Origin of the sequence: Nocardia testacea NBRC 100365 (genome assembly GCF_000308775.1) — a bacterium.
In the GTDB taxonomy this organism is placed as follows: Bacteria; Actinomycetota; Actinomycetes; order Mycobacteriales; family Mycobacteriaceae; genus Nocardia; species Nocardia testacea.
Window position 1 is genome coordinate 43,045 of sequence record NZ_BAGJ01000037.1, and the last position, 14,881, is coordinate 57,925.

The 14,881-nt window shown below is 69.2% G+C and carries 17 protein-coding genes; 11 read left to right on the forward strand and 6 right to left on the reverse strand.

Annotated features, from left to right (window positions below; all coding sequences use genetic code 11):
• Nucleotides 1-3: 3 nt before the first annotated feature.
• Both ON38_RS05100 and ON38_RS05105 read left to right on the forward strand, forming a co-directional pair.
• Complete coding sequence (locus ON38_RS05100) at nt 4-1,422, forward strand: NAD(P)(+) transhydrogenase (Re/Si-specific) subunit beta (RefSeq protein WP_039822762.1); 1,419 nt, start codon at nt 4-6, stop codon at nt 1,420-1,422.
• Nucleotides 1,423-1,503: 81 nt separating this feature from the next.
• Nucleotides 1,504-1,953, forward strand: a complete 450-nt coding sequence (locus tag ON38_RS05105; RefSeq protein WP_039822763.1) for a nitroreductase family deazaflavin-dependent oxidoreductase — start codon at nt 1,504-1,506, stop codon at nt 1,951-1,953.
• On the opposite strand, the gene ON38_RS05110 is transcribed toward ON38_RS05105, so the two are convergent.
• The gene (locus ON38_RS05110) at nt 1,950-2,159 is read right to left on the reverse strand and encodes a hypothetical protein (protein ID WP_157181667.1); all 210 of its coding nucleotides are present in this window, start codon (nt 2,157-2,159) and stop codon (nt 1,950-1,952) included. The genes ON38_RS05105 and ON38_RS05110 overlap by 4 nt on opposite strands.
• 275 nt (nt 2,160-2,434) lie before the next feature.
• On the opposite strand from ON38_RS05110, the gene ON38_RS05115 reads away from it, so the two are divergent.
• The 4 genes from ON38_RS05115 to ON38_RS05130 all read left to right on the forward strand — a co-directional run bounded on the left by ON38_RS05115 (nt 2,435) and on the right by ON38_RS05130 (nt 6,246).
• Complete coding sequence (locus tag ON38_RS05115) at nt 2,435-3,574, forward strand: DUF5925 domain-containing protein (protein ID WP_039822766.1); 1,140 nt, start codon at nt 2,435-2,437, stop codon at nt 3,572-3,574.
• A gap of 179 nt (nt 3,575-3,753) precedes the next feature.
• Nucleotides 3,754-4,707, forward strand: coding sequence for an AraC family transcriptional regulator (locus ON38_RS05120; protein WP_039822767.1), 954 nt, complete (start codon nt 3,754-3,756; stop codon nt 4,705-4,707).
• 19 nt (nt 4,708-4,726) lie between these two features.
• The gene (locus ON38_RS05125) at nt 4,727-5,161 is read left to right on the forward strand and encodes an acyl-CoA thioesterase (protein ID WP_245563917.1); all 435 of its coding nucleotides are present in this window, start codon (nt 4,727-4,729) and stop codon (nt 5,159-5,161) included.
• Between the two features lie 521 nt (nt 5,162-5,682).
• Complete coding sequence (locus tag ON38_RS05130) at nt 5,683-6,246, forward strand: hypothetical protein (protein WP_051164393.1); 564 nt, start codon at nt 5,683-5,685, stop codon at nt 6,244-6,246.
• 82 nt (nt 6,247-6,328) lie between these two features.
• On the opposite strand, the gene ON38_RS05135 is transcribed toward ON38_RS05130, so the two are convergent.
• The 3 genes from ON38_RS05135 to ON38_RS05145 all read right to left on the reverse strand — a co-directional run bounded on the left by ON38_RS05135 (nt 6,329) and on the right by ON38_RS05145 (nt 8,615).
• Nucleotides 6,329-7,048 (reverse strand): TetR/AcrR family transcriptional regulator, encoded by a 720-nt coding sequence (locus ON38_RS05135; protein ID WP_083872278.1) that lies wholly within the window; start codon nt 7,046-7,048, stop codon nt 6,329-6,331.
• Between the two features lie 153 nt (nt 7,049-7,201).
• Entirely contained in the window at nt 7,202-8,047 is an 846-nt protein-coding gene (locus ON38_RS05140; RefSeq protein WP_039822770.1) for an SDR family oxidoreductase, read from the reverse strand.
• A gap of 46 nt (nt 8,048-8,093) precedes the next feature.
• Nucleotides 8,094-8,615: an Lrp/AsnC family transcriptional regulator gene (locus tag ON38_RS05145; RefSeq protein ID WP_039822771.1), complete on the reverse strand. Its 522-nt coding sequence runs from the start codon at nt 8,613-8,615 to the stop codon at nt 8,094-8,096.
• Between the two features lie 144 nt (nt 8,616-8,759).
• Between ON38_RS05145 and pdhA the strand changes: the two genes are divergently transcribed.
• From pdhA to ON38_RS05165, 4 genes are all read left to right on the forward strand, one after another.
• On the forward strand, nt 8,760-9,890 hold the full coding sequence (gene pdhA / locus ON38_RS05150; protein WP_051164394.1) for a pyruvate dehydrogenase (acetyl-transferring) E1 component subunit alpha: 1,131 nt from the start codon (nt 8,760-8,762) through the stop codon (nt 9,888-9,890).
• The gene (locus ON38_RS05155) at nt 9,887-10,861 is read left to right on the forward strand and encodes an alpha-ketoacid dehydrogenase subunit beta (protein ID WP_039822772.1); all 975 of its coding nucleotides are present in this window, start codon (nt 9,887-9,889) and stop codon (nt 10,859-10,861) included. The genes pdhA and ON38_RS05155 overlap by 4 nt, the downstream gene beginning before the upstream one ends.
• 93 nt (nt 10,862-10,954) lie before the next feature.
• Complete coding sequence (locus ON38_RS05160; RefSeq protein WP_039822800.1) at nt 10,955-12,334, forward strand: dihydrolipoamide acetyltransferase family protein; 1,380 nt, start codon at nt 10,955-10,957, stop codon at nt 12,332-12,334.
• Nucleotides 12,335-12,429: 95 nt separating this feature from the next.
• On the forward strand, nt 12,430-13,245 hold the full coding sequence (locus ON38_RS05165) for a sulfurtransferase (protein WP_245563919.1): 816 nt from the start codon (nt 12,430-12,432) through the stop codon (nt 13,243-13,245).
• 9 nt (nt 13,246-13,254) lie between these two features.
• Here ON38_RS05165 and ON38_RS05170 read toward each other — a convergent pair whose 3' ends face one another.
• Together ON38_RS05170 and ON38_RS05175 are read right to left on the reverse strand one after the other, a co-directional pair.
• Nucleotides 13,255-13,965 carry an HNH endonuclease family protein gene (locus ON38_RS05170; RefSeq protein ID WP_083872274.1) on the reverse strand — a complete coding sequence of 237 codons (711 nt, stop codon included), beginning with the start codon at nt 13,963-13,965 and terminating at the stop codon, nt 13,255-13,257.
• A gap of 50 nt (nt 13,966-14,015) precedes the next feature.
• Nucleotides 14,016-14,378: a hypothetical protein gene (locus tag ON38_RS05175; protein WP_039822773.1), complete on the reverse strand. Its 363-nt coding sequence runs from the start codon at nt 14,376-14,378 to the stop codon at nt 14,016-14,018.
• Between the two features lie 317 nt (nt 14,379-14,695).
• Between ON38_RS05175 and ON38_RS05180 the strand changes: the two genes are divergently transcribed.
• On the forward strand, nt 14,696-14,881 hold a 186-nt coding region (locus ON38_RS05180; RefSeq protein ID WP_039822775.1), incomplete at its 3' end, for a hypothetical protein.

Here is a 14,881-nt window from a genome sequence, read left to right on the forward strand (position 1 = left end):
CCCATGGACAATCTGGTCGATATTCTCTACATCCTGTCCTTCGCCCTGTTCATCTACGGTCTGATGGGGCTGACCGGCCCCAAGACCGCGGTCCGGGGCAACTGGATCGCGGCGGCCGGTATGGCGATCGCGGTGATCGCCACGCTCATCGCGGTCCGCGACACCGGCAACTGGATCCTGATCGTCGCCGGCCTGATCGTCGGTGTGGTGCTGGGTGTGCCGCCCGCGCGCTACACCAAGATGACCGCGATGCCTCAGCTGGTGGCGGCGTTCAACGGTGTCGGCGGCGGAACGGTCGCTCTCATCGCGTGGGCCGAATTCATCGATACCACCGGTTTCTCGGTCTTCCATCACGGTGAGGAACCGACGGTGCACATCATCGTCGGCTCGCTGTTCGCCGCGATCATCGGCTCGGTGTCGTTCTGGGGCTCGCTGATCGCGTTCGGGAAGCTGCAGGAGATCCTGCCCGGCCGCCCGATCGGTCTCGGCAAACTGCAGCAGGTCGTGAATCTGCTGCTGCTGGTCCTCGCCGTCGCGGCGGCGGTCGTGATCGGTCTCGGCGCCGCCGATGGTGGTGTCTCGCAGTGGTGGATGGTCGGTCTGCTGCTGGCCGCCGGTGTGCTGGGTCTGATGGTGGTGCTGCCGATCGGCGGCGCCGATATGCCGGTGGTGATCTCGCTGCTCAACGCGCTCACCGGTCTGTCCGCGGCGGCGGCCGGGCTGGCGCTGAACAATACCGCGATGATCGTGGCCGGCATGATCGTCGGCGCGTCCGGCACCATCCTGACCAATCTGATGGCCAAGGCGATGAACCGGTCCATACCGGCCATCGTGGCGGGCGGATTCGGTGGCGGCGGCGCGGTCTCCGGTGCCGGTGGTGGCGAACAGAAACAGGCCAAGGCCACCTCCGCCGCCGACGCGGCCATCCAGATGGCCTACGCCAACCAGGTCATCGTGGTACCGGGCTACGGTATGGCCGTCGCCCAGGCCCAGCACGCGGTCAAGGAGATGGCGGGACTGCTCGAAGCCAAGGGCGTCGAGGTCAAATACGCCATCCACCCGGTCGCGGGCCGGATGCCCGGCCATATGAACGTGCTGCTGGCCGAGGCCGAGGTGTCCTACGACGCCATGAAGGAAATGGACGATATCAACGGCGAATTCGGCCGCACCGATGTCGCCCTGGTCATCGGCGCCAACGATGTCACCAACCCGGCCGCCCGCGAGGATTCGGCCAGCCCGATCTACGGTATGCCGGTCCTCAATGTCGACCAGGCCAAATCCGTGATCGTGCTGAAGCGTTCGATGAACAGCGGTTTCGCCGGTATCGACAATCCGCTCTTCTACTCCGATCACACCTCCATGCTGTTCGGGGACGCGAAGAAGTCGGTCGGAGCGGTTACCGAGGAACTGAAGGCGCTGTAACCGCGCGACAGTCACCACGGCCCCGGGTCCACGCGGTTCACCACCGCGCCCGGGGCCGTCGTGCTGTTGTACGGTCGACTGATGGCGAGTACTGGAGCGAAACTTCTGCAGTCCCGCTGGTTCGTACGATCACCGATCTGGTTGTTCCGGGCCCGACTGGGTTTCCTGTTCGGTGGCCGGCTGCTGCTGCTGGAACATATCGGCCGGAAATCCGGTGCCACGCGGTATGTGGCGCTGGAGACGGTGGACCGTCCCGATCCGGGCACCGTGATCATCGCGTCGGGGTTCGGCGAAACCGCGCAGTGGTACCGGAATCTGCTGGCCCGGCCGCGGTGCCGGGTGAGTATCGGCACCCGCTACCGGGTACCCGCCGAGGCGCGTGTTCTGGACCGGGGACGGGCGGCCGAGGTGCTGGCGGAGTATCGGATCCGGCACCCGCGGGCGTATCGGGAGTTGAGCGGCCTCATCGAGGAGGCGACCGGTCGCGGCATCGACACCGTTCCGCTGGTCGAATTGTCGCTGCGTCCCTAGCGCCGTTCCGGGCCGTATAACTCGTCGAATTTTCTGCCGTAGATCTCCCGGTAGTGTTCCAGGTAGGTATCTCCGCCGGGTTTGCTCATGATGGTGTGCGGGTACAGCTCGCTGAGGACGACGAACGCCTCTTTCGGCTTGTGGGTCTGGTAGATCTCCCAGTGCTCGGCATTGATGGGTGGCGGTACCGCTTCACCGTTGTACATCCACGGTATCCGGGAATTCATGCTCGGCGGAGGTGTGACCGCGCCGGCGTCGACAAGATCTTGCAACGCCCGGCACGCGAACATCTGGGCGTGCCCTTCCTCACGGATCTTCAGCCGCGAGACCTTGTCGATCCATTGTTCGCGCGTAGATCGCCGTTCGGGGCAACGTGGTTCGTCATCACGCCGGGGGCCGTCATGCTGTTGTCCGGTCGGCCGATGGCGAGTACGGGAAAACCGTTGGACGCTGCCCGGGCCCGGGCCGATGATAGTCGGCGATGCTGGAAAGCCACGAACCCTTGCGATTGATCGCTCCCGACACCCCCGCCACGGATCCCGCCGAGCTGCTGGCGTGGAATGCCGTGCTCGACTCCTATTCCACCCCGCGCGACCTGCTGGACATGCTCACTCTGAGTTTCTTCGGCCGCGGTACCCAGCCGTACTACCGGAAGAGCCGGTTGGAGCGGGTGCGGCCCGAGGCCGCGCTGCGGCCGCCGGGGTCACGGATCTCGCGGTCGGTGGTCGATACCGATTCGCGGTCGATACTGGTGCTCGGCGAGGGCTGGACCCTGCGAGCCGATCGCTGGACCGATAAATCGGCCCAGGTCGAGGTCACGGCGGTCAGCGACGAACTCGCCGAACGCATTGTGGCGGAATCGGTACGGGATGCCGAAGAACCGGTCGGCGACGACCGGGCCACGGTCAAGATGGGCTTCTGGCACCAGGGTGAACACGGTGCCCAGCGGCGCGCGCTGGCCGTCAACACCCCGGAGTGGCCGGAGATCCGCGACAACTACAGCGACGCGGTCGCCGCCGCGCTGGACCGGCTGATGGCGCTGCGCCCGGGAGATATCCGGGGCCGGTTGCTGCTGCTGCACGGACCGCCGGGCACCGGCAAGACCACCGCGTTGCGGGCGCTGGCCCGGGCCTGGTCGGACTGGTGCCAGGCCGACTGTGTGCTCGATCCGGAGATGCTTTTCGCCAAACCCGGCTATCTGATGCGGGCGGCCATGGGCGCCGAAGGGGAGGACGAGGAAGCCGACCGCTGGCGCCTGCTGATCCTGGAGGACTGTGACGAACTGATTCACAGCGAGGCGAAGTCGTCCTCGGGGCAGGGACTGTCCCGGCTGCTCAATCTCACCGACGGCATGCTGGGTCAGGGCCGCGACGTACTGGTCGCGATCAGCACGAACGAGGACCTCTCCCGGCTGCATCCCGCCGTCACCCGGCCCGGCCGGTGCCTCGCGCAGTTGGAGGTCGGCCGGTTGTCCGCCGGTGAGGCGCGGCGCTGGCTCGGGGACCGGGGCGCCGAAGCTCCCGCGGCCGGGGCGACACTCGCGGAACTGGTCGCGCTGCGCGACGGTACCGGCCGTATCGCGGTCCACGACGCGGTGCCCGATACCGGTATGTACCTGTAGCCGCGCGAAATCGCGGAGCACGCGCCGCGTGTGGTGGCGGATGCTCCGCGTTCGGCCTACGGATTCGTTCATGCCGCGGTGGTGGCGCGGCACAGCCGGCCGTCGCGGGCGCGCTCATCGCGGATCCGCCGTGGTCGCGGGGTGTTCCCAGGATATGAGGCGCCGCTATCGTTGGCGGTGTGGATGCATTGGCTGCCCTGCTGGAGGGACCGCGGGCGCGGGGCGCTTTCCTGCTGCGTTCATTGCTCAGCCCGCCGTGGTCGCTGCGGATCCAGGACGAATCCCCGTTGACGGTTGCCGCGGTGATCCGGGGTCATGCGTGGGTGCTCACCGAGGACGGCGGCCGGTATCGGATCGGTGCCGGGGATGTGGCGGTGTTCCGGGGGCCGCAGCCCTATACGGTCGCCGACGACCCCGCCACCGAACCGCAGATCCTGATCAACCCCGGGCAGATCACCACCACGGTGGACGGTGAGGTGCTCTGCGAGACGATGAGTCTGGGTGTGCGGCAGTGGGGTAACGATCCCGCGGGGGAGACCGTTCTGGTCACCGGATCCTACGAGCAGGCGGGCGCGGTGAGCCGGCGTCTGCTGCGTGCTCTACCGCAGACACTGGTGGTGCCGCGCGGGCGGTCCGACGAGCGGGTGCTGAGCCTGCTGGTGGAGGAGACCGTGAAGGATCAGCCCGCCCAGAGCGCGGTACTGGACCGATTGCTGGACCTGCTGCTCATCGCGACCCTGCGCACCTGGTTCGCCGGGAACGAGGCGCCGCCCTGGTACCACGCCTACAGCGACCCACTGGTCGGCAAGGCATTGCGGCTGCTGCAACACAATCCCGCGCACGGCTGGACGGTGGCCGATCTGGCCCGGGAGGTGGGGTCCTCACGGGCGGCGCTGGCCCGGCGGTTCACCGAACTGGTCGGCGAACCGCCGATGGCCTTCCTCACCGAATGGCGGCTGGATCTGGCGGCCGATCTGCTGCAGGGCACCGACGAGACGGTGGAGGCCGTCGCCCGCCGGGTCGGGTACGGTAGCGCCTTCGCCCTGAGTACCGCGTTCAAACGGCAGTTCGGGGTGAGCCCGCGCGATCACCGGCTCGGCGCCGCGGCCGCCGCGGTGCCCACCGCCGGCTGACCCCGGTATCGTCGGCCGGGTGACGCAGCCGTATCCGGTGCTCTGGCCGGTGCCCACCCGCTGGGCCGACAACGACCACTACGGGCACGTGAACAACGTGACCTACTACGCCTACTTCGATACCGCCGTCAATGCCTGGCTGATCGACGCGACGGGCACCGATATCCGGGAACTGCCCGCCATCGGGATCGTGGCGGAGACATCCTGCCGCTTCCACGCCTCGCTGAGTTTCCCGGACCTGCTGCGCGTGGGTCTGCGGATCGCGCGTCTCGGCCGATCCAGCATCACTTACGACCTCGCGATCTTCCGGGAGGCCGGCGACGAGCTCGAGCTCGCCGCCACCGGGACTTTCGTGCACGTCTACGTGGATTCGAACACCCGCAAACCGGTCGAGATCCCCGAGGTGATCCGCACGGCGGCGGCGGTCCTGGTCACCGACACCACCGGACAGTAGCCGGGAGGACACTCCGCGGGCCGTCCGGTTCCGGTGCTCGCCCCGATTTCCCTCGGGCACTTCCGATTACCGTCGCGCTCCGCGCGGCCGGTCTCGGGAGTGCTCGGAGCACGCGCCGAGGTAGCGCGCCCGGCCGGCCGCGGTTCTTCGGCCGGACTGGCGAATCCGGTCATGAACAGGCGATAACCGTGTTACTGTCGTGCCGCGCGGCGCTGCCGAGAAGGTGTGAGAGCGGCGCGGCAGGGTGGTCGAGGCGTCTCCTCGACCGCACGGAAGGGCAGGCCTGTGCAGGTAGTCGTCGGTGATCGAGCGAGTGTCCGGGGATCCGGCGACGACGGGTCGTCGCCGCGGACGCGGCCGGCGCCCGGCGACGGCCGGCGGATCCGGCCGGCCTCACTTCCCCGATCGCGACCGGTACGCGCCGGTGCGCGCCTGCGGGGGCCTCTTTCGGTGAGTCCTGGGTCTCGGTCTGCGCGAGCCGGGCAGCCGACGGTGTAGTTCGATAGAACGGAATGGCAGATATGGCAGTGCAATTCGCTGTTTCCGGTGATCTCGGAAGCGATTCCACCCGGTCGGCCGCTCGGTGGGCCGACCCCGGGCGCCGGTCGATCCGCAATCGTGGCGCGATCGTGGCGCCCACCGTCGCCGACGTGGTGGGCTGCTTGGGCGGTTGGATCTTCGATCGCACCGCGGCGGGTTGCGAGACCGTGGTCGCGCTACCCGATCCCGGCGACACCAGGGCGCTGGACATCCTGGGTGCGAAGGTGATCGCACTCGGCGCGGTGCCGGCCCGCGCCGGCTGGTCCGCCGATCTCGACGTTCTCGCCGTGGCCGCGGATATGTACCTGGCCGCGGGCCGAATCCGCGACGAGTCCCTGGCGCGACGCGATCGTGCGAACCGGCAGACCTACCTGTGGGGTCGCGGGCCGGTGGTCGAATTCGGGGACGGGTTCGCGTTGGTCGACACCCACCGGGTCAGCCTGGCGGGACAAGCCTTCAAACGAGCAGCACTGGATGCGGCCGGGGTGCTGCCGGGAGCCCGGCCGACCGTCGAAACCCTCTGGGCGGACCTCGGCCCGCGATAGGGACGGCAGCGCCGATCGATGCGCGTACGCCCCCGGCCGTCGGCCGGGGCACGCGCCGCCCGGTGCAGAGCCCCGGCGCCGGCTAAGGGGCGGTCCGCTCGGCGCCGGGGCCGAGCGGACCATCCCCGGTGCCGCCGGTGTCTTTTGGTTCACCGACGCCGGGCCCGAACAGGGAGAACAGCGAGAAGTCCAGTATCGGCGGGCCCGATTGCGCGCCGGGCGCCGGGCGCTGTGTGGCCAGCCGGGTGTTGTCGCTGGTCAACCGGTGCATGACCCGTTCCAGTGAGGACAGGATCGTGGGGACGTCGGCGGTGCCGTCGACCAGTCGGCCGACCATCGCGTAACACAGATTGACCATGACCAGTGCGATATCGGTGACGTAATCGCGGTCCAGGCCGGCCAGCAGATGCGCGGCGGCGGGCAGGACGGCCTCGAATCCCTGGCGGTCCAGCCGGTGCCCGCCCGCGGTGGCGCGGGCGCGGAAGAAGGCCTGCGCCATCCGCGGGCTCTGCTCCCAGGGCTGGAAAACCTGCCGGATCAGGCGCATCAACCCGTCGGCCAGCGGCTCCTCCCGCGGATGCAGGGCGAGTTCGTCGTAGGAGTGGGCGGCCATCCACGCCGCCACCGCGGCCACGATCAGCTCGTCGCGACTGCTGTACAGACCGTAGATCGTGGTGAGTGAGACGCGGGCCCGTTTGGCGACCGTGCGCAACTGCACGGCGTCGTAACCGTCGGCTTCGATGATCTCGACCACGGAATCGAGGATTCGCGCCGCCGTATCCACCTCACCGGGCCCGTTCACCGCGTTATGGTAACCCGACATTTCGCCGCGTCTGCCGCGCGATCACCACCCCCGGCGGCCGTATCGACGGGAGCCCGCTGCGCCTCCGGCCGGCCGGGCGTGGTGCAGGCACGGCGGCGGCGTGGCGTGGCCGCGGCGCCCGGTGCGCCGGGGTCAGTGCCCGGTGCCGGGGTTCTCCAGTGCGTGCTGGAAGCGGCGCATCCCGCGGATCCAGCGGTCGTAGTCCGAACCCTTGTGCTGGTACATCGTCAGTACTTCCGGATGCGGCAGGATCAAGAACTGTCCGGCCGCCACCCCGGCCAGTACGGTGTCGGCGACCGCTTCGGGGGTCAGGACCGCGCCCGCGGATTTCACGGCATCGATGGCCAGCCGTCCGGCTTCCACATTGTCGGGCGGGATCATTCCCTCGCGCAGCAGCGCCGTGTCCACGCCCATCGGGCAGACGCAGCTGACCCGGATTCCTTTGTCGCCGTAGGTGACCGACAGCCATTCCGCGAAACCCACCGCGGCGTGCTTGGACACCGCGTACGGCGCGGAACCGAGCTGGGTGAGCAGTCCGGCCGCCGAGGCCGTGCTCACGAAGTGACCCGAACCCCGCGCCAGCCAGCCGGGTACGAGCAGGCGGGCGGCCCGGACATGCGCCATGGTGTTGATCTCCAGTGCGGCCGCCCACTGTGCGTCGGTACTGTCCAGCCCGGCGCCGCCACCGATCCCGGCATTGGCGAAGTACAGGTCCACCGGGCCGAATGCGGATCCCGCGGTATCGATCAGCCGCTGGATCACCGTGGGATCGGCGGCGTCCCCGCCGGCGGCGACGGCGTGTTCGCCGATCTCGCCGGCCACCTGCTCCGCGGTGGCCGGATCGAGGTCCGCCACGACGACCCGTGCGCCGTGGTCGGCCAGCCGTCGTGCCAGCGCCGCGCCGATACCCGATCCGCCACCGGTGACGACGGCGGTCCGGCCCGAGAAGGTGTCCGCTACTGTGCCTGAGTGCTCCATGCCGGCACTCTAACGCTTACATGGGACATATGCCTTCATGTGTCGCTTAATCGGGCCGGCGTCCGTCCGCGGGGCGGGCCTGCTCGGCGAGCCGGCGCAGCAGCGGCGCGGTGCGCGGTCCCACCGACTCCTGCATCACCAGGGCCATATTCGTGCGGACCACCCCGGGAATCTTCAGGACCTGCCCGGTGATGCGGTACAGGTCGTCGGCGTCACGGGCCACCACCCGGACGGTGAGATCGGTGGGGCCCGTCATACCGCACACCTCGGTCACCTCCGCGATCTCGGCCAGTTCGTCGACCACCGCTTCCAGCCGGTGCTGGTCCACCACCACCGCGACGAACGCCGACAACCGGTAGCCCAGCGCCCGTAACTCGACCCGGCGTTCGAAGCTGCCCAGGACGCCGGTGGCCTCCCAGCGGGCGAGCCGCGCCTGCACGGTATTGCGGGACAGCCCGAGCCGGGCGGCCAGTTCGACACCGGTGGCCCGGGGGTTGGCGATCAATTCCAGCAGTAGGCGCGCATCGGTGGCGTCCACCACCGCATCGGAAGTCTCCGGACTGGTCATATGACGCAGTATGACAGGTTAGGACGCCGAGAAACCGTGCATTCTGCTCAGTTGTCGGATCAAGGGTTGCGCAGAACGCTTAAGCGTGGATGCTATGTGTTACAGGCCACAGCAACGCGTGACCCGCGTGAGGAGGCGAGGCCGATGCCCGGCACAACCGAGTATCCGGTGCAGTTGATCCAGCCCGACGGCGCTCGGGTGCACCACCCCGAATATCAGGCCCTGGTCGCCGATATCGGGCCCGGTGAACTGCGTCAGCTCTACGAGGATCTGGTGGTCACCCGGCGGATCGATTCCGAGGCCGTCGCGCTGGCCCGGCAGGGACAGCTCGGCCTCTGGGCGCCGTGCCAAGGGCAGGAGGCGGCCCAGGTGGGATCGGCCCACGCACTCCACCCCGACGACTACGTGTTCGGCAGCTACCGGGAGAGTGCCGTCGCCTATTGCCGCGGCGTGCGGCCGAGCGCTCTCACCGGGATGTGGCGGGGTGTCTCGCACGGCGCCGGGGATCCGGCGGTGACCAATATGGCCAACCCGGCGATCGTGGTCGGCGCCCAGGCACTGCACGCCACCGGTTACGCCTACGCCGCCCACCTCGACGGCGCCGAGATCGCGACCGTCACCTATTTCGGGGACGGTGCCACCAGTCAGGGCGATATCGCCGAAGCGCTGACCTTCGCCGCGAGCTGGAGCGCTCCCGTGGTGTTCTTCTGTCAGAACAACCACTGGGCGATCAGTGAGCCGGTGCAGTTGCAGAGCGCCACGCCGATCGCCCGGCGCGCGGTCGGATACGGAATTCCCGCCATCCGGGTCGACGGTAACGATGTGCTGGCGGTACTGGCTGTCACCAGGCAGGCCGTCGCGCGTGCCCGCGGCGGCGGCGGCCCCTCGTTCGTCGAGGCCATCACCTATCGCATGGGTCCGCATACGACCGCCGACGATCCCACCCGCTACCGCACCGCGGCCGAGACCGAGGAGTGGGCGCGACGTGATCCGATCCTGCGGATGCGGCTGCTGCTGGAACGCGAGGGCCTGCTCGACGCCGAAACCCGGCGGCGAGTGGAGGAACGCGCCGACGAGGTGGCCCATCTGATGCGCACCGAGACCCTCACCATGGCCGACCCCGAGCCGTCGGAACTCTTCGAACACGTCTACGCGACCGCGCACCGGGGCCTCGACGAGCAGCGCCGGGACTATTTCGCGTACCTGGCCGACGACCCGGCCGGGGCGCTCGCCACCGCCGCGCCCACCCGGCGCGAGGAAGGAGTCCGGTCATGATCACCACCTTCGCCGCGGCGCTCAACGCCGGGCTGCGCAGCGCGCTGGAAGAGGATCCGAAAGTGGTACTGATGGGTGAGGACATCGGCCGGCTCGGCGGCGTCTTCCGGGTCACCGACGCGCTGCAGAAGGATTTCGGAGACCGCCGGGTGATCGATACGCCACTGGCGGAATCGGGCATCATCGGCACCGCCTTCGGGATGGCGCTGCGCGGCTACCGGCCGGTGTGCGAGATCCAGTTCGACGGGTTCGTGTACCCGGCGTTCGACCAGATCGTCTCCCAGGTCGCCAAGATCCACTATCGGACCCGGGGTGCGGTCCGGGCGCCGCTGACCATCCGCATCCCGTTCGGGGGCGGTATCGGATCGGTCGAACATCATTCCGAATCGCCCGAGGCGTACTTCGCGCACACCGCGGGGCTACGGGTGGTGGCGCCGAGCAATCCGGCCGATGCCTTCACCATGATCCGGCAGGCCATCGCTCTGGACGACCCGGTGATCTTCTTCGAACCCAAGCGCCGGTACTGGGACAAGGCCGAGATCGATCCGGCCGCCGAACCCGACCTGCCGTTGGACCGGGCCCGGGTGTGCGTACGCGGGAACGACGCCACCGTGGTCGCCTACGGGGGCACGGTCGCCACCGCGCTGGCCGCCGCGAAGGCGGGCGCCGAGGAAGGGATCTCGCTGGAGGTCGTGGATCTCCGCAGCCTGGCTCCGTTGGATGTGGACACGATCGCCGAATCGGTGGACCGGACGGGCCGGCTCATCGTGGTGCACGAAGCGTCGCGCACCGGTGGGATCGGCGCCGAGATCGCGGCCCGGATCACCGAGCGGTGTTTCTACCGGCTCGAGGCGCCGGTGCGGCGGGTCGCCGGATTCGATATCCCCTACCCTCCGGCTAAGCTCGAGAAGCATCATCTGCCCGACCCGGATCGGATCCTGGAGGCGGTCGATCGAACGCTTGCCGCCTGAAGTGTGATCCCGCCCTGACGCCAGCCGGAGGTGCCCGAAACCGTGGACGACGACGCCCGCGCCGACGAAGGTCGTGCCGCAGATACCGGCGAGATCCTGGAGTTCCGTCTCCCCGATCTCGGCGAAGGACTCACCGATGCCGAATTCCAGAACTGGACGGTGGCGGTGGGCGAGGAGGTCGCGTTGAACCAGACCATCGCCGAGGTCGAAACCGCGAAAGCGGTGGTCGCGCTACCGTCGCCGTTCGCCGGGACGGTTGTGGAACTGCTCGCCGAGCCCGGAGCGACCATCGAAGTCGGTGCGCCGCTGCTCCGAATACGCACCGCCGCAACGGGTTCGGGGGCCGATGCCCGGCCCTCGGTGCTGGTCGGCTACGGGCCGTCGGAGGAGCGTGGCTCGCGGCGACGGCGCGGCGGGCAGCGCTCCGGCGGTGCGACGGTGCCGCCTCCGGAACATTCGGCCGGTAACGGAATATCGTACGAGAGCGGTGTCATCGGCAGGCCGGCCCGGACGGCGGAGGAGCAGCCGGAGCGCGGTGGCGATACCGGGCGTGGAGCCGCCGCCGAGTCGCAGCGGGTGGCCGCGACGCCGGGAGCCCGTAAGCTGGCCCGCGAGCTGGGGATAGACCTCTGGTATGTGGCCGGTTCCGGACCGGAGGGAGCCGTCACTGTCGCGGATGTCCGTGGAGCGGTACCGGTTTCGGAGCCCGATACCCGCGACCACGACGCCGGTGCCGAGTCGGCGCCGGCCGTGGCACGGGCCCCCGGGTCGGTGCGTGAGGAGCGCACGCCGATCGCCGGGGTCCGCAAACGCACCGCCGAGGCCATGGTGACCAGTGCGCGCACCATCCCGCAGGCCGACACCTCGATAACGGTGGATGTCACTGCCTCGCTGGAACTTCTGGAACATCTGCGCGCGTCCCGTTCCTTCGAAGGGATCACGCCGACACTGCTCGCGCTCGTGGCGAAATCGGTGCTCGCCGCGCTGGCCGAATTCCCGGTGATCAACACCTTCTGGGACGAGGCGAACGCGGAGATCGTCACCCGGCACTTCGTCAACCTGGGTATCGCGGTGGCCGCCCCGCGCGGGCTGCTGGTGCCCAATATCAAGGACGCCCAGACCCTGAGCCTGCGTGAACTGTGCCGCGAGATCGGATGGCTGGCCCGGACCGCGCGCGACGGCCGGGCCGGCCCGGCCGATCTGCGCGGGGGCACGTTCACCATTTCCAATGTCGGTGTCTTCGGCGTGGAATCCGGTACGCCGCTGGTCAATCCGGGGGAGGCAGCGATTCTGTGCCTGGGCGCGGTGGTGAAGCGGCCGTGGGTCTTCCGGGACGAACTGGCGATCCGCTCGGTGGTGACGCTGACGCTGAGTTTCGATCACCGGATGATCGACGGTGAAGCGGCGGCGCGCTTCCTCGCGACCGTCGCCGGGCTGCTGGAGGACCCGCTGACGCTGCTCGCCCGGATCTGATACTCGTCGCGAATGTCCGTGTACGCATGGACTTCGCGGACCGCGGGCGCGTACGGTGGCGAAATCTGTTCCAGACCCTTGGACGAGGAGCTGCGTTGAACGCGGTATTGATCTCGGCTGAAGAACTCCGGGAATCAACAGAGAAGGATCTGCGCCTGCTGGATGTGCGCTGGCAACTCGGCGATCCGGACGGTCCACAGCACTACCAGAACGGTCACATACCCGGAGCGGTGTTCGTCGACCTGGACACCGAACTCGCCGCCCTGCCCTCACCCGCACACGGCCGGCACCCGCTCCCGGATCCGAGCCGGCTGCAGAGATGCGCCCGTAGCTGGGGTCTGTGCACGGGTGATCCGGTGGTGGTCTACGACGCGATCGGCGGAATGTCCGCGGCCCGGGCGTGGTGGCTGCTGCGCTGGGCGGGTATCACCGATGTCCGCATCCTGGACGGCGGGCTACCGGCGTGGACCCGGTCCGGCGGCGAACTGTCCACCGGGGTGGAGCCCGATCCGGCACCCGGGGATATCGAACTGCGGCCGGGCCGGCTGCCGGTGATCGACGCCGATGCGGTCGCCCGCTGGAAAGGGGTTCTGCTGGATGCCCGCGCGGCCGAGCGCTACCGCGGCGAACAGGAACACCTGGACCCCCGCGCCGGGCACATACCCGGCGCGATCAGTGCGCCGAGCAGCGAGAATCTCGATCAGGACGGCTGTTTCCTGCCCGAAGACCTGCTGCGCGAGCGGTTCGGCGAGATCGGCGAGGCGCCGGTCGCGGTGTACTGCGGGTCGGGTGTCACGGCCACGCACGCTATCGCGGCGCTCGCCGTGGTGGGGGTGCAGGCAGCTCTCTACCCGGGCTCCTGGTCGCAGTGGGCACACGATCCGAAACGACCGGTCGCCACCGGCGTGTAGCCCGGGAAATCATCCGCAGGTCGCGGCCACCCGGCGCAATGCCGCGTGATCGGCGGCGGTCACCGGGAGTCCGTAGCGTACGGCGACGGTGAGGTAGCGGCCCGCGTAGTAGCAGTGCCCGGGCCGGGACGGCGGTAGCCAATCCGCAGGGGTGCCGTCGCTCTTGTCGGTATTGGCCGCGTCATCGGTGGCCTGCAGGTTGTACTCGATATCGTTGGCGAACCGGATGCGCTGCGCCGCCGGCCACCCGGAGGCCCCGAGATCCCAGGCCGCGGCCAGCGGATAGATGTGGTCGATCGGTATCCGCCGCGCGTTCTCCTTGCTGAACACGATCAGCGCGCCGGTATAGGGGTCGGCCAGGGTGCCGGATTGCACGACACACCGGTGGCTGCCGGGCCGGTAGCCGACTCCGGTGAGCTGGCGCGCCAGCACATTGTTACGGGTGTCGCAGCCGTCCCGGCCGCCGGGACCGTCGTGGTCGTCGGACCAGGCGGGGCCGAAAACGCACCCCTGCCCGGCCCCGCAGCCGCGTTCGTATCCGCCCGGATGCGGGCGTTGCGGTACCACCCGGACCGCGCCGAGCAACTGTTCGAGCTGGCTCCGGCCCGGACTGCCCGGCGCCGGCCGGTGTCCGGCGACGGCCGCGCACCCGGTGCCCGAAGCCAGTAGCAGAAAGGCGGCACACAGAGCGGTTACCGCGTGAATCGTCCCCCGTGTCATCACGGATACCGGTATACCGGACCCCTCCGACAGCTATCGGGGCTCCGGTATCAGAGCCAGGCGCGGGCCAGCAGTTCGTCGTTGTCGACCCGGTTGTTGCGGGGTGGGAAGCGCGTGGCGACGAGGGAATCGATGTGCACCCCGTCGTGACCGATCACCCAGGACCCACCGCTGTCGGTACATTCGGCGATCTTGGCGAAAGCGGTGAGGAGGAAGGTGACCGCCTCCTCGGGTACGGCGGTATGGGCCAGGCGCTGGGATTCACCGGGCCGGGACAGATCCAGCCATACCCCGCACTGCCCGTCGAGCCGCATGCCGACGATCTTGTCGGCATTGACGAAGGTGAACTTGCGTCGTTCCCACGGGGTCGTCGGCGTGTAGCTCTGCTCGAGAACCTGGAGCAGGATCGTCATACTGCTGCCCTCCGCTTTTCGATGGCACCGCGGTGCCGAGATGCCGCTGTGTGGTGGGACCGCTGTTCGCCGGCCGGGCTGTGCCGGGCGCCGCGCACGGCCGCCGGAGGCAGCCCGAACCGCCCGGCGGGGCTGCGCTCGGCGGGTACGGATATCAGCGATGACCAGCGGATATTTCCCAGTATGTGCCGTTGCGGGGGATAAATCCAGACACCGCCCGGGTGCGCCGGGCCGGATCGCGTCCAGCGGCCTACTCCGGGGGATACGAGGTGGGGGACCGTGCGCGGGCTGTCGCACCCGGCTGATTTGATGGGGCCATGTTGCACGGACTGTGGTCGCCCGGTTCCGGGCTGCTGCTGTGGCGTGCCGCCGGTACCGGCGACGGGCCACCGGTACCGGGTCTGCTCGGATCGGTCCTGGCCGAATCGCGGTTCCGGCACCGGGCCGAGGTGCTGGTGGCCGACGAGGCGGGCACCCGGCGGGAAACGGTGCGGGCGCACGCG

Excerpts from the sequence above, each read along its gene's own strand:
- pdhA (WP_051164394.1), top strand. The coding sequence starts at position 8,760 with ATGCCCGGCACAACCGAGTATCCGGTGCAGTTGATCCAGCCCGACGGC.
- ON38_RS05100 (WP_039822762.1), top strand. The coding sequence starts at position 4 with ATGGACAATCTGGTCGATATTCTCTACATCCTGTCCTTCGCCCTGTTC.
- ON38_RS05155 (WP_039822772.1), top strand. The coding sequence starts at position 9,887 with ATGATCACCACCTTCGCCGCGGCGCTCAACGCCGGGCTGCGCAGCGCG.
- ON38_RS05140 (WP_039822770.1), bottom strand. The coding sequence starts at position 8,047 with ATGGAGCACTCAGGCACAGTAGCGGACACCTTCTCGGGCCGGACCGCC.
- ON38_RS05130 (WP_051164393.1), top strand. The coding sequence starts at position 5,683 with ATGGCAGTGCAATTCGCTGTTTCCGGTGATCTCGGAAGCGATTCCACC.
- ON38_RS05105 (WP_039822763.1), top strand. The coding sequence starts at position 1,504 with ATGGCGAGTACTGGAGCGAAACTTCTGCAGTCCCGCTGGTTCGTACGA.
- ON38_RS05170 (WP_083872274.1), bottom strand. The coding sequence starts at position 13,965 with ATGACACGGGGGACGATTCACGCGGTAACCGCTCTGTGTGCCGCCTTT.
- ON38_RS05110 (WP_157181667.1), bottom strand. The coding sequence starts at position 2,159 with ATGTACAACGGTGAAGCGGTACCGCCACCCATCAATGCCGAGCACTGG.
- ON38_RS05175 (WP_039822773.1), bottom strand. The coding sequence starts at position 14,378 with ATGACGATCCTGCTCCAGGTTCTCGAGCAGAGCTACACGCCGACGACC.
- ON38_RS05115 (WP_039822766.1), top strand. The coding sequence starts at position 2,435 with ATGCTGGAAAGCCACGAACCCTTGCGATTGATCGCTCCCGACACCCCC.
- ON38_RS05145 (WP_039822771.1), bottom strand. The coding sequence starts at position 8,615 with ATGACCAGTCCGGAGACTTCCGATGCGGTGGTGGACGCCACCGATGCG.